The organism is Nonomuraea sp. NPDC023979 (assembly GCF_040639085.1).
Classification (GTDB): domain Bacteria; phylum Actinomycetota; class Actinomycetes; order Streptosporangiales; family Streptosporangiaceae; genus Nonomuraea; species Nonomuraea ceibae.
This window is the reverse complement of record NZ_JBEZZG010000003.1, coordinates 30582-43334: the sequence shown is the minus strand read 5'-3', so window position 1 is coordinate 43334 and position 12753 is coordinate 30582. Positions and strand designations below refer to the sequence as shown.

Annotated in this window: 15 protein-coding genes; 12 read left to right on the top strand and 3 right to left on the bottom strand. The window is 72.8% G+C overall.

The features are described from left to right. Positions 1 to 17 precede the first annotated feature (17 nt). Complete coding sequence (locus AB0G11_RS06515) at positions 18 to 1211, top strand: aromatic acid exporter family protein (RefSeq protein ID WP_219518577.1); 1194 nt, start codon at positions 18 to 20, stop codon at positions 1209 to 1211. Position 1212: 1 nt separating this feature from the next. Here AB0G11_RS06515 and AB0G11_RS06510 read toward each other — a convergent pair whose 3' ends face one another. The 3 genes from AB0G11_RS06510 to AB0G11_RS06500 form a co-directional block, all read right to left on the bottom strand. Beyond that, positions 1213 to 1584, bottom strand: a complete 372-nt coding sequence (locus AB0G11_RS06510) for a hypothetical protein (protein ID WP_219518574.1) — start codon at positions 1582 to 1584, stop codon at positions 1213 to 1215. Positions 1585 to 1668: 84 nt separating this feature from the next. Further along, positions 1669 to 5106 carry a tetratricopeptide repeat protein gene (locus AB0G11_RS06505; RefSeq protein ID WP_357584369.1) on the bottom strand — a complete coding sequence of 1146 codons (3438 nt, stop codon included), beginning with the start codon at positions 5104 to 5106 and terminating at the stop codon, positions 1669 to 1671. An 87-nt stretch (positions 5107 to 5193) separates the two neighbouring features. Continuing rightward, positions 5194 to 5886, bottom strand: coding sequence for a response regulator transcription factor (locus AB0G11_RS06500; protein WP_219518567.1), 693 nt, complete (start codon positions 5884 to 5886; stop codon positions 5194 to 5196). A 174-nt stretch (positions 5887 to 6060) separates the two neighbouring features. Here AB0G11_RS06500 and AB0G11_RS06495 point away from each other — a divergent pair, with 174 nt between their 5' ends. The 11 genes from AB0G11_RS06495 to AB0G11_RS06445 all read left to right on the top strand — a co-directional run bounded on the left by AB0G11_RS06495 (position 6061) and on the right by AB0G11_RS06445 (position 12737). Next, the gene (locus AB0G11_RS06495; RefSeq protein WP_219518564.1) at positions 6061 to 6312 is read left to right on the top strand and encodes a MoaD/ThiS family protein; all 252 of its coding nucleotides are present in this window, start codon (positions 6061 to 6063) and stop codon (positions 6310 to 6312) included. Positions 6313 to 6376: 64 nt separating this feature from the next. Continuing rightward, entirely contained in the window at positions 6377 to 7042 is a 666-nt protein-coding gene (locus tag AB0G11_RS06490; RefSeq protein ID WP_219518561.1) for a DUF2993 domain-containing protein, read from the top strand. 49 nt (positions 7043 to 7091) lie between these two features. After that, a complete protein-coding gene (locus tag AB0G11_RS06485; RefSeq protein WP_219518558.1) occupies positions 7092 to 7604 on the top strand; it encodes a sigma-70 family RNA polymerase sigma factor in 513 nt (170 codons plus the stop codon). After that, positions 7604 to 8464: a zf-HC2 domain-containing protein gene (locus AB0G11_RS06480; RefSeq protein ID WP_357584944.1), complete on the top strand. Its 861-nt coding sequence runs from the start codon at positions 7604 to 7606 to the stop codon at positions 8462 to 8464. The genes AB0G11_RS06485 and AB0G11_RS06480 overlap by 1 nt, the downstream gene beginning before the upstream one ends. Positions 8465 to 8498: 34 nt before the next feature. After that, positions 8499 to 8831 carry a thioredoxin family protein gene (locus AB0G11_RS06475; protein WP_246646931.1) on the top strand — a complete coding sequence of 111 codons (333 nt, stop codon included), beginning with the start codon at positions 8499 to 8501 and terminating at the stop codon, positions 8829 to 8831. 3 nt (positions 8832 to 8834) lie between these two features. Next, a complete protein-coding gene (locus AB0G11_RS06470; protein ID WP_357584367.1) occupies positions 8835 to 8948 on the top strand; it encodes a putative leader peptide in 114 nt (37 codons plus the stop codon). A 225-nt stretch (positions 8949 to 9173) separates the two neighbouring features. Further along, on the top strand, positions 9174 to 10013 hold the full coding sequence (locus AB0G11_RS06465) for a sulfurtransferase (RefSeq protein WP_219518553.1): 840 nt from the start codon (positions 9174 to 9176) through the stop codon (positions 10011 to 10013). Further along, positions 10013 to 10315, top strand: a complete 303-nt coding sequence (locus AB0G11_RS06460) for a DUF1416 domain-containing protein (RefSeq protein WP_219518549.1) — start codon at positions 10013 to 10015, stop codon at positions 10313 to 10315. The genes AB0G11_RS06465 and AB0G11_RS06460 overlap by 1 nt, the downstream gene beginning before the upstream one ends. Positions 10316 to 10403: 88 nt before the next feature. Beyond that, the gene (locus AB0G11_RS06455; RefSeq protein WP_308126233.1) at positions 10404 to 10964 is read left to right on the top strand and encodes an RNA polymerase sigma factor; all 561 of its coding nucleotides are present in this window, start codon (positions 10404 to 10406) and stop codon (positions 10962 to 10964) included. After that, positions 10961 to 11707: a methylated-DNA--[protein]-cysteine S-methyltransferase gene (locus AB0G11_RS06450; protein WP_357584365.1), complete on the top strand. Its 747-nt coding sequence runs from the start codon at positions 10961 to 10963 to the stop codon at positions 11705 to 11707. Before AB0G11_RS06455 ends, AB0G11_RS06450 begins: the two co-directional genes overlap by 4 nt. A 94-nt stretch (positions 11708 to 11801) precedes the next feature. Next, positions 11802 to 12737, top strand: coding sequence for an ADP-ribosylglycohydrolase family protein (locus tag AB0G11_RS06445; RefSeq protein WP_357584363.1), 936 nt, complete (start codon positions 11802 to 11804; stop codon positions 12735 to 12737). Positions 12738 to 12753: the final 16 nt, after the last annotated feature.

The following is a 12753-nucleotide window of genomic DNA, read 5'->3' as shown; positions in this document are numbered from 1 at the left end:
CTGGGTAGGACCCGGGTGTGGAGGAGGAATCGCGCAGACGGGGCAGGAGCCTGCCGCCGCTGGAGCGCATCTCCCGGCACGGCAGGATCGTGCTGGAGCAGGCGCGGCGGCTGGGGCTCGGCGACTGGCTGCGCACCGAGCGGGAGTCCCTGGCCCAGACGGTCAAGGTGACGGTCGCCTGCATGGTGGCCTGGTGGCTGGCGGCCGTGGTGATGAAGACGCCGATGCCGGTGCTGGCCCCGATCGGCGTCCTCGCCACGGTGTCCGTGACCGCCTACAGCACGGTCGTGCGGGGGGCCCAGCAGATCGGCGCGGTCGTGGTGGGGGTGACGGCGGCGATCGCGCTGATCATGTTCATCGGCGCGAACGCGGTCACGCTGGGCCTGCTGGTGGCCGCCGGGCTGGTGCTGACCCGGCTGCTCAACCTGCCCAACCAGAACGTGCAGATCCCGATCACCGCGCTGCTCGTGTTCGCGCTGGGCAGCACCTACAGCATGTACCGGCTGGCCGACCTGCTGCTCGGCGTCGGCGTCGGGATCGGCGCCAACCTGCTCGTGCTGCCGCCGCGCTACATCGAGGAGGCGCAGAAGGACCTGGCCGCGCGCTCGGCCGACCTGGCGGAGCTGGCCCGCGACATCGCCGAGGGCCTGTACGGCCGGTGGGGGGAGAACGAGTCGCGCGAGTGGCTGGACCGTTCCCGGGAGCTGGCCCGCGACCTCGACGACAGCGAGGAGGTCGCCGAGCAGGCCGTCGAGTCCGTACGGCTGAGCGTGCGGCCCCGCCGCTACGAGGAGCGGCTGGACCAGGTCGCCGAGGCCATGACCGCCCTGGACCACGCCTGCCAGCAGTTGCGCGGCATCGCCAGGGCGCTCAACGACCTGGTCGTGGGCGCGCGCGGGCTGCCGGACGTGGACGCGGCGCTGCTGCCGGTGGCGCTGGGCGACGAGCTGGAGGCCATCTCGCGCGCCTTCTCCGCGTTCGGCGGCCTTCAGGTCGGCTGCGGCACCGAGGAGGACCTCGCCGCCCTGCGCCAGGCGTTGCGCGACGGCGAGCAGGAGGACCGCGCCGTCGCCGACACCTTCAAGGACACCGAGCACGTCGGCCTGTGGTCGCTGTACGGGGCGATGCTCGACGCCTGCCGCGGGATCAGGCACGAGCTCGACCCCGACCACGGGCCGCACCGGGCCGCGTTCCCGCCGGACTGCAAGTGACTCAGGCGAGCAGCAGCGCGGTCACGAACTGCAGCACGTGCCAGGCCACGTAGGCGGCGAGCGAGCCGAACGCCCACTCCTTGGCCCGGGAGATCCGCCCCGCCCAGCGCAGCGCCGCGACGGGCTCGCGCCCGCGCCGCCGCCCGGCCCTGGCCACGAAGAACGCGGCCACCAGCCAGCCGGCCGCCGAGAAGGCGAGCAGGCCGGCGGAGAGTGCGAGCAGCGGCGCGGAGGCGGGCGGCGCGGCCCCGGGGACGAGCTGGCGCCCCCAGGCCATCGACACCATGGCGAGCACGGTCAGCGTGATCCGCCTGTCCTTGCGCGCCTGTCGCCTGAGCCACTGAAGGTCTTGACGCAGATGGTTCTTGAGCATCCGGATCACCTCCGCTTGGAGTAGCTGGTGAGACCAGCTAACGGGGGAACCCGGGCCAAGATCTGCGACCTAAGGCCCAAAAAATCACGACATTTCGCGGAGTTCTGCGGCGGCCTTCCGCGCCTCGAACACGTCACCCACCTCCTCCAGCGTCCGCACCGCCTCGCCCAGCAGCTCCGCCGCCGCCACCGCGTCACCCTGCCGCCGCGCGATCAGCCCCAGCGCCCGCAGCGCGCACCCCAGGTCACGCCGCGTCCCGCAGCCCCGGTGCACGTCCCTCGCCTGCTCGGCGTACGCCTGCGCCTCCTCCGGCCGGTCCAGGTCGAGCAGGATCATCGCCAGCGTGGTGAGCGCCGCCGCCCACCGGTCCCGCGTGCCCGTCTCGTGCTGCAGCTCCACCGTCCGCGCCGCGTACTCCAGCGCCGCCGCCGGCCGGCCCGCCGTGTGCAGCGCCTGCGCCACCGACAGCAGCGCGCTGGCCCGGTCGTCGCGGACCTCCTCCCGGATCGCCAGCGACGCCAGCGCCGCCCGCAGCGCGTCCCGGTGCCGGTCCAGCGACAGGTACGTGTACGCCAGCGTCTCCTGCACGTCCGCCTCGGCCCGCCGGTTGCCCAGCCCCTGCACGATGTCCAGCGCCTCCAGCGCGTACACGAACCCCACCTGCGGCTGCCCCTGACGCCGCCGCACCCGCGCCAGCCGGTTCAGCATCCGCGCCTCGGCCGGCAGGTCGCTGATCACCCGGCTGATCGCCAGCGCCTGGCTCAGGTAGTCGTCGGCGCGCAGGTAGTCGGCGAGCCGCCAGTGCACCAGCCCGATGTCCCCCAGCGTCTCGGCCCGGCCCTGCTCGTGGTGCAGCTCCACCTGTACGGCCAGCGCCTGCTCGTACCGGTCGAGCGCCTCGTCGTAGCGGGAGCCGTTGCGCGCGATGCGGCCCAGTGTGCACAGCGCCCGGCCGTAGCCGTGCTGGTCGCCCGTGGCCGTGTAGCCGGCCAGCGCCCGCTCCGCGTCACGCTGGGCGTCCTGCGGCAGCCGCAGCGCGTCGTACACATCGGCCAGGCAGAGCAGCGTCTCCGCCTCGGCGTGCTCGTCGCCCAGCTCATGGCAGACGGACAGCGCCTCCAGCCCCTCCGACAGCGCGGCGTTCGGCTCGCCGAGGCTCTGCTGCACCCGGGCAAGGATGATCAGGCTCTGCGCGGTGCCCCGGCGGTCGCCCAGCTCCTCGCGCACCTCCAGCGCCTGCCCGGCGTGGTCCAGGGCCAGCTCGTGCCGGTTCTGCGACAGGTGCAGCCGCGACAGCGTGTGCAGGCTGTCGGCCACCCCGGTCAGGTCGCCGATCTCCCGGTAGAGCTCCAGCGCCTCGCCCGCGCACTTCAGCGCCTCCTCGCCGTTGCCCGCGATGCCGTGCACCTCGGCCAGGTCGTTCAGCGCCCTGGCCCGGCCCTCCCGGTCGCCGAGCAGGTCGAAGTCGGCCAGCGCCTCGCCGATGTAGCGGGCGGCGCGCGTGGAGGGCCCGATGGCGCGGTGGATCGAGCCCAGATGGCTGCGCATGACCGCGATCGCCCGGCGGTTGCCCACCTGCCGCGCGCAGTCGAGCCCGGCCTGCTGGATCTCCAGGTTGTTCTCGTAGTAGCGCAATCGCCTGAACGGCTCGAACACCGCCTCGGCCAGCCGCCAGGCGATGCCGTGCGCGCCGGTCTCCTCCGCCAGCCGCGTCACCGAGACCAGCGCCCGGCGCTCGGCCTCGAACCACTCGCCCGGCGTCGCCGGATCGGCCGCCTTGGCCAGGTAGTGGTCCAGCAGCCGCACCCTCGCCTCGCGCACGCCCGCCTCGGCGTGCCTGCCCAGCTCCCTGGCCAGCCCCTTGACCAGGTCGTGCACCCGGTAGCGGGCCCCGGGCAGCGGCTCGACCAGATACGCCCGGTGCAGCCCCGCCAGCGCCGTCACCGCCTCGCTCACCGGCACGCCGAGCGTCGCGGCCAGCACCTCAGGCGTGAACGCCCCGCCCGGCAGCAGCCCGACGTGCCGGAAGGCCCGCCGCTGCGCCGGATCCAGCGACTCGTACGCCAGGTCGAGCGCCGAGCGGAACGCCTCCTCCGGGTCGCCCGAGAACGTCGGCCGCAGGTCGGGCCGGCGCAGCTCGCGCACCCGGGAGGCGACGCTGAGCTCCGGGTTCTCGGCCAGCTTGGCGGCGGAGATGCGCAGCGCGAACGGGTGGTAGGAGCACACGCGGGCCAGCTCGGCCAGCCCGTCGCGGTCGGCGGCGCGCGGCGACTCCTCGCCCAGCACCGCCACCAGCAGCGCCACCGCGTTGCCCGGGTCGAGCACGGGCACGTCCATCAGGTCGGCATGCCCGGTGGCGCGCAGCGGCCCCATCCTGGTCCTGCTGGTCACCAGCACCACGCAGTCCTTGCTGCCGGGCAGCAGCGCGCGCACCTGGGCCGGGTCGGCGGCGTTGTCCAGGATGAGCAGCAGCCGGCGCCCGGCCAGCCTGCTGCGGTAGAGCAGCATCAGCTCGGCCTCGTCGGAGGCGGGCATGTGCTCGCCGACGCCGAGCGAGCGCAGGATCTGGCCCAGCGCCTCGGCCGGGTTCATCGGCGGCTGGCTGGGCGACTGGCCGCGCAGGTCGATGACGATCTGCCCGTCGGGGAACCGGCCGGCGTGCAGGTGGGCCCAGTGCGTGACCAGCGCGGTCTTGCCGACGCCGGGCAGCCCCTGGACCACCAGCGTGTTCGTCCGGCGGGGCCGCTCCAGCCAGGAGGTGAGCAGGTCGAGGCTCTGCTGGCGGCCGGTGAAGTCGGGCACGTCGGCGGGGAGCTGCGCCGGCCGGGGCACCTCGCCGGCGACGAGCGGCGCGTCCGGCTTGGCCAGGAACGGCGTCACCCGGCCCGTCCACGGCTCGGCCAGGTGCTCCCAGCTTCCGGCGGCGGCCCGCAGCGCGACCGGGTCGGCGATCACCAGCTTCCGGTAGCCCGGCCGCACCAGCCAGCCGCGCCGCGCCCAGTCGGCGAGCTGCCGCTGCACCACGTCGGCGGAGCTGCCGACCAGGTCGGCCAGCGTCTCCATGGACAGCGGCGGCGCCGCCTCGGAGGCCAGCCCGTAACGCTCGTCGAGCTGTAAGAGCCACACGGCCAGCCGGGCGGCGACCGGCGCCCGCGCCAGCGCCTCGTGCCGGCGGGCGGCCACGTTGCGCGCGAACAGCTCCTGCACCAGCGCCGTCGCCGCCGCGCTGCTGGCCGCCACGTGCTCGCGCAGCCGCCGCAGGTCGATCGGCCAGGCCCGCACCTCGGTCAGCGCGTCGATCCTGACCCGCTCGCCGGGACTCCAGAACGCCAGCTCGCCCACGAGGTCACCGGCGGAGCGCAGGTCGTGGATGACCTCGCGGTCGCCGCCCGGCAGGTATTCGCGGGCGAAGCCGTAGTCGATCAGGTGCACCCGGCTCGCCGGGCGCAGCGGTGAGCAGATGTGCTCGTTGCGCCGGTAGATCCGGGCCTTCTCGTCGGCCAGCGACCGGAAAGGGCTCACCGCCACCACCATTCCCCGGGACGGCGGCGTCCACGACTCGACACTTGTCAGATCAGTTGAACTCCGATCAAGGCAAGTGTCAACGGTTCATACGTGCGCGGAATCGGCCCGATCGGGAACGAAGCGGTAACCCACGTTGCGCACGGTGCCGATCAGCGACTCGTACTCGGTGCCGAGCTTGGCCCGCAGCCGCCGCACGTGCACGTCGACCGTGCGGGTGCCGCCGAAGTAGTCGTAGCCCCAGACCTCCTGGAGGAGCTGCGCCCTGGTGAACACCCGGCCGGGGTGCTGCGCCAGGTATTTGAGCAGCTCGAACTCCTTGAACGTGAGGTCGAGCACCCGGCCGCGCAGCCGGGCCGTGTAGGTGGCCTCGTCGATCGACAGGTCGCCGCTGCGGATCTCGTCGGGCACCTCCTCGGCCGACCCCTGCGACATGCGGCCCACGGCCATCCGCAGCCGCGCCTCCACCTCGGCCGGCCCGGCGCTGTCGAGCAGCACGTCGTCCACGCCCCACTCGGCGGTCATCGCGGCCAGCCCGCCCTCGGTGACGATCACCAGCAGCGGGCAGTCGATCCCGGTGGTGCGGATCAGCCGGCACAGGCTCTTGGCCTGCACGAGCTCCTTGCGGGCGTCGACGAGCACGGCGTCGGACGGCGGGGCGTCGATGAGCGCGGACGCCTCGGCGGGCGCGACGCGGACCGAGTGGAGCAGCAACCCGAGCGCCGGCAGCACCTCGGACGACGGTTCGAGGGCGTTGGTCAGCAGGAGCAGGTTGCTCATCTCGGCCTCCTAAACGCGCAGGGACCCGGGGGCTACGTCGCCCAGGTCCCGTAGGCGAGGATATCCCACGGCTTTGTCGCGGACATTGCGCGTCCAGGGGGTGAACAACGGCTCTCATGAAACATCCGTGTTAACGAACGTGCACAATGGTGGAGAATCTACGGTGAGGTACTGATGGCCTTGGGAAAAGTGCGTTATTGGGCGGCGGCGAAGCAGGCGGCCGGGGTGGCGGAAGAAACGTTCGAGGCCGCCACGCTTGGCGAACTCATGACGAAAATCACAGAAAACCGCGCCGAACTCGCTCGGATCGTGAGCAGGTCGTCATTCTTGATCGATGGTTCTCCCGTCGGTAAGAGGCCGCATGACGAGGTGCCTCTCGGCGACGGCGTGACCGTCGAGGTGTTGCCGCCGTTCGCCGGTGGGTGATGGCGCGCTTTGGCGGGGAATCAGTCGATAAGCTCATGACCCCCCGCGTGAGACAGGGAGCCCGATGCGCAAGCTGCTCGTTTTCCTGATGCTGCTGATCGTCCTCCTGGTCGTCCTCGACCGGGTCGCGGTCGCGGGCGTGCAGCGCGACCTGGCCAACCGCATCGCCGCCGCCACCGACGTCACCGGCACCCCCGAGGTCACCATCGAGGGCATCCCCTTCCTCACCCAGGCGATCTCGGGCCACTACCCGGAGGTGCGCTTCGACCTCGGCACGCTCAGCTACGGCGGCGTGCCGATCGAGAACCTCAAGGGCGCCGCCTACGACGTGACCGCCCCGCTGACCGACGTCATCCAGAACCGGGCCGACATCCGGGCCGGCCGCCTGGCCGTCACCGGCACCGTGTCCAGCGCCACGATCGACCGCTTCGCCCCGCAGGGCGTCAAGGTCAGCGGCAAGGGCGACAGGTTCGTCGCCTCCGGGGAGCTGATGGTGGGGGCGCAGAAGGTGAAGTTCACCGCCGAGATGCGGGCCGAGCTCGCCGACGGCGGCATCCGGCTCCAGGCCGAGAAGATCGAGGGCGTGCCCGACCAGCTCGCCCGGCTGGTCAACTACACGGTCCCGTTCAAGGGCAAACTGCCCTTCGACGTCAAGGTCACCGAGGTGAAGAGCGTGGCCGGCGGGCTGCAGATCTCCGCCGAGGGGACCGACGTGCCGCTGCGTGGATGATTCCGTGGACGACGCTGAACCGGTCCGGCGCCCCGTACGTGAAGAGGGTGTGAGTCCAGCTGGCACCGCCGACGAGGAGCTTGTGAGAAGCCTGTTCGACGAGCACGCAGGGCCACTGTACGGATACGTGCTGCGGCTGACGGGCGATTCGGGACGGGCGGAGGACGTGGTGCAGGAGACGCTGCTGCGGGCATGGCGGCATCCTGACGCGCTCGCCGACCGGCCGATCAGGGCCTGGCTGTTCACCGTGGCCCGCAACCTCGTCGTCGACCAGCACCGGGCCCGCAAGGCGCGCCCGCCGGAGATCGGCGACGAGGCGCTGGCGGTGCTGCCGGCGGACGACGACCTGGAGCGCGCCGTCGAGTCGTGGGCCGTGGCCGAGGCGCTGGCCGAGCTGCGGCCCGAGCACAAGGACGTGCTGCTGGAGGTCTACTACCGGGGGAGATCGGTGAAGGAGGCGTCGGCGAAGCTCGGGATCCCGCCGGGCACCGTCAAGTCGCGCACCTATTACGCGCTGCGGGCGCTCAAGCTCGCCCTGGAGGAGCGGGGGCTGGCGCCGTGATGACGTGCGAGGAGGTGCGGCTGTCGCTCGGCGCGCACGCGCTGGGCGCGCTGGAGCCGGACGAGGCCGAGGAGATCGACACCCATCTGGCCACGTGCGAGGCGTGCGGGGCCGAGCTGCTGGACCTGGAGGGGGTCGCCGGCTTCCTGGGCAAGGTGTCGGAACGTGACGTGGAGCTGGTCGCCAGCCCGCCCCGGGCGGTGCTGGACCGGCTGCTCGACGACCGCGCCAGGCGTCACCGGCGCGGCAGGCGGCTGACCGTCGTCGCCGCGGCGGCCGCGGCGCTCGTCGTGGGCGGCACGGTGTGGGGCGTCACCCAGCAGGGCGGCGCCACGGAACAGGCCGCCTCGGCGCCCGCCGCGCAGTCGACGGTGAACCAGCCTCTGACGAGCGAGGAGGCGGCCGACAAGGCGATGCCGCTCCCGTCGACGGGCAGGCCCGAGCGCGCGATGCCGCTGCCGTCGTCCACCGAGCTCGACCAGGCGGAGCCGCTCCCGTCGTCCAGCGAGCGCGTGAAGGCGACCCCGTCGGCGCGCGAGTCCGAGGCGCCGTCGCTCTTCATGGAATCGGCGGAGGAGCGCGAGTTCGCCGGCGCGCGGCAGGGCCGCGACGTCACCGTGCGGGCGCAGCCCGCCGAGGACGGCGCCGAGCTCCACGTCGTGGTCACCGGCCTGCCGCCGGACGCGGAGGGCCGCATCGTGGTCCGCGGCCGTGACGGCGGGCGCGAAACCGCCGGGTCCTGGACCGGCTCCGCGCCGCAGTTCTCCGTGCGCACGCGCATCCCGCTGGATCAGATCGCCCGGCTCGACGTCGTCGGCGTCAAGGGCGACCTGTACGTGAGCGCCGTGCCGAGGAATTGACCGGAGGCCCGCGCTGGTTGCACCGGACGTGCTGCTGAACGAGACCGAGCTGGGCGCGGCGCTGGGGGAGCGGGCGACGCTCGTCCAGTTCTCCACCGCGTTCTGCCAGCCGTGCCGGGCCACCCGCCGGGTGCTGAGCGACGTGAGCGCCCTGGTGCCCGGCGTCGCCCACGTGGAGATCGACGCCGAGTCGCGGCTGGATCTGGTGCGGCGGATCGGCGTGACGGCGACGCCGACGGTGCTCGTGCTCGATTCCGCGGGAAAAGTGGTGAAGAAGGCGGCCGGGCAGCCGCGCAAGGCCGACGTGCTGCACGCGCTGGCCAGCGCTTTGTCTCACGATCCATCTCATGACTCGGACGAGATGTGACAGATGGCGAGACGGCGATGTAATGTCGTCGCTGTGAACCCATCGACAGAGCTGCTGACGAAGCGGCGCGCGGTTGATTTCTGCCGCGTCGCCACCGCGCTCTGTCGCGCTGCCTGAGGACGGTCTACGCGCGTTCCAACCGCGCCCCCACCCGACCCTTCAGGAGCATCCCATTGATGCGTGCCGATCTGCCGTGCTCCGGCGTGGCGCCTGCCATCACCACCCCCACGAGGGGTGTCATCGGGATGCTCTCCTCACTGCAGCCTGGGGAATGCGCCTCGGCTGCGACAGAAATCCGCTGACCCGCCGTCTCCTGCCCGCCGCCAAACTGGAGGTTTCCCAATGAGCCGCTCCGCCGTCCTGGTGGACGCCGACTGGGTCGAGGCCAACCTCGACACCCCCGGTGTCGTTCTCGTCGAGGTCGACGAAGACACCAGCGCCTACGACAAGGGCCACATCCGTGGCGCCGTGAAGATTGACTGGAGGACCGACCTCCAGGACCCGGTCCGCCGCGACTTCGTGGACAAGACCGGCTTCGAAGCCCTGCTCTCCGAGCGCGGCATCGCCAACGACGACACCGTCATCCTCTACGGCGGCAACAACAACTGGTTCGCCGCCTACGCCTACTGGTACTTCAAGCTCTACGGCCACGACCAGGTCAAGCTGCTCGACGGCGGGCGCAAGAAGTGGGAGCTCGACTCCCGCGAGCTGGTCAAGGACGTCCCCCAGCGGGCGAAGACCGCCTACGTGGTGTCCAACCAGGACGACAGCATCCGCGCCTTCCGTGACGACGTCGTCGCCGCGATCGGCAAGCTCAACCTGGTCGACGTGCGCTCGCCCGACGAGTTCACCGGCAAGCTGCTCGCCCCCGCCCACCTGCCGCAGGAGCAGGCGCAGCGTGGCGGCCACGTGCCCACCGCGCGCAACATCCCGTGGTCCAAGGCGGCCAACGACGACGGCACCTTCAAGTCCGACGACGACCTGCGCGCCCTCTACGGCGCCGCCGGCGTCGACTTCGGCAAGGACACCATCGCCTACTGCCGCATCGGCGAGCGCTCCGCGCACACGTGGTTCGTGCTGCACGAGCTGCTCGGCCAGGCGAACGTGAAGAACTACGACGGTTCGTGGACCGAATACGGTTCGCTCGTGGGCGTTCCGATCGAGCTGGGGGAGGCCCGCTGATGAGCACTGCACAGGGTTGCGGAGCGCCGGAGCAGACCATCGCGCTGCCGGCCGGGATCGATCTGTCCAACCAGGCCGTCATCCAGGGCCGGGTGACCGGCGCCGGCACCGCCTACGCGCGGCTGCTCGACCACTCCGGCGAGTTCACCGGTGAGGTCGTCGTGTCCGACGAGGGCGTCTTCCGCTTCTTCGCGGCGCCCGGCGACTGGACCGTGCGCATCATCGCCGGCGGCGGCGTCACCCGTGACGTCCAGGTGGAAGCCCGGCTGGGCGAGGTCTCCGAGCTGGCCGTAGCGGTTTGACCCAGGTCACGCGAAGCCCGCGTCCCCTTCCCGGGGGCGCGGGCTTCTCGCGTGCAACCGAATCGCGCTCGCCGGTGTTCTACTGAACGTGAGCCAGACCGACTGCCTCGACCCGGTGCGCAAAGCACTGCTCGACGACCTCGACGAGGGCTTCGCCGAGCTCTACTCCGCGCACCGCTGCGTGGTCTTCACCACCGCGCTGCGGCTCAGCGGGGCCTGGAGTGACGCCGAGGACCTGACCGCCGAGGCGTTCCTGCGCGCGTACCGGGCGCTGACCGGCTACGACTCCGACCGCATCGCCGCGCTTCAGCCTCGCGCCTGGCTGCTGACGATCCTGATGAACCTCTGGCGCAACTGCGCCCGCACCCGTTCCCGCAAGCCGCCGCCCGACCTGCGCGACGAGCCCATCGAGACGCCCGACCCGCGCGAGGGTGTCGAGGAGAGCGCCGTCCGCCGCGAGACGGGCGACGAACTGCACGCCCTGCTGGGCCTCCTGCCGGCCGACCAGCGTGCCGCCGTCGTGCTCCGGCACGTCGTCGACCTGCCCGTCGCCGAGATCGCCACCGTGCTCAAGATCCCGCAGGGCACGGTCAAGTCGCACATTTCGCGCGGACTCAAGCGCCTGCGCGCCCTGGGAGGTGCCCGATGACCCACCACGCCACCGACCCGCTCCTCGCCCGGCTGGCCGGGCTCGGCGTCGACGCCCCCGCCGGGCTGCTCGACCGCGTCGCCGCCCGCTGGCTGCGCGTGCCCGGTCCCGTCGGCGACGTGACCGTCGCCTTCACCGACCAGGGCATCGCGTACGTGCGCGAGGACCACGACGGGTTCGCCGCGGCCTTCCACGACCGTTTCTCCCGGCCGCTGCTGCCCGCCGCCCGGCCGCCCGCCGGGCTCGTGACCGCCCTGCGCACCGGCCGCGCCGCGACGCTCGCCCTCGATCTGCGCGACCTGACCCCCTTCCAGCGCGACGTGCTGCAAGCCGCCCGGGCGATCCCCCGCGGCGAGGTCCGCCCGTACGCCTGGATCGCCGCCCGCATCGGCCGCCCCACCGCCGTCCGCGCCGTGGGCACGGCGCTGGCGGGCAACCCGGTGCCGCTGCTCGTCCCGTGCCACCGCGTCATCCGCTCCGACGGCGCGACCGGCGAGTACGTCTTCGGCGCCGAGGCCAAGGAACGCCTGCTCGCGGCCGAGGGCGTCGACCTCGACCGGCTCCGCGCCCTGGCCGGCTCCCGCGTCTTCTACCTGGCCAGCGACACCACCGGCATCGTCTGCTTCCCGACCTGCCACAACGCCCGGCGCATCACGCCGGCGCACCGGCACGGCTTCCGCACCCTTCCCCAGGCCCGCGCCGCCGGCTACCGCCCCTGCCGCTCCTGCCGCCCGGCCGCCTGAGGCGGTAACGGGGCATGGCCTCTCAAAGGGGGCATGGCCTCTCAAGAGGGGCAGTGTCTCCCAGGAGGGCAGGGGCGGGTCGTAGGCTGCCGGGATGGAGCGTACGGAACGGGTTGTCGGGGCGGTTGTCGGGTCGGCGGTGGGTGACGCGCTGGGGGCGCCGTTCGAGTTCGGCCCCGCGGGCGCGTTCAGCGCGCGCTTCCCGAAGGCGGGCGGCCAGGGGGAGATGTGCGGTGGCGGCGGCTGGGGCCCGGGCGAGGCGACCGACGACACGCAGATGGCCGTCCATCTGGGCGAGTCGCTGCTGGAGCGCGGCGGTCTGGACCTGCCGGACGTGTTCGCGCGCTTCCAGCGGTGGGCGGCGGCCGAGCCGAAGGACATCGGCCTGCAGACCGAGCAGGTGCTGACGAACGGCATGCCGTGGGACCTGGCGGCCGCGTTCCACTTCGAGACCACCCGCCGCGCCGCCGGCAACGGGTCGCTGATGCGGGCGACCACGTCGGCGGTCTACTTCGCCCGCCAGGGCCGTGAGGCGAGCATGGACGCCGCCCGGCGCATCGCGGCGCTGACCCACGGCGACCCGGCGGCGTGGGCGGGCACGGCGATCTACCACGAGCTGCTGCGCGTGGCGCTGGACGGCGGCGACCCGCTCGCGGCGATCGGCGACGCGCTCGCGCACGTGCCGGCGGAGCACCGTGAGCGCTACGCGGTGGTGCTGGCGCCCGGCTGGCATCCGGACCAGGCGACGGAGTTCAACGGCGCGGTGTGGCCGTGCCTGGGGTCGGCGGTGTGGGCGGTGCGCACCACGTCGGGGTTCGAGGACGCGCTGCGGGCGGCCGTGGACGTGGGCGGCGACACCGACACGGTGGGCGCGGTGACGGGCGGCCTGGCGGGCGCGGTGTACGGGTCCGGCGCGATTCCGGCGGGCTGGACGGAGCCGCTGCACGTGCCGCTGCCGGGCGCGGGTGACCGGGTGCTGCGGCTGCCGGAGCTGGCTGACCTGGCCCGCCGGCTGGACGCGGGGGCCTGAGGCCGCATTCCGTAGT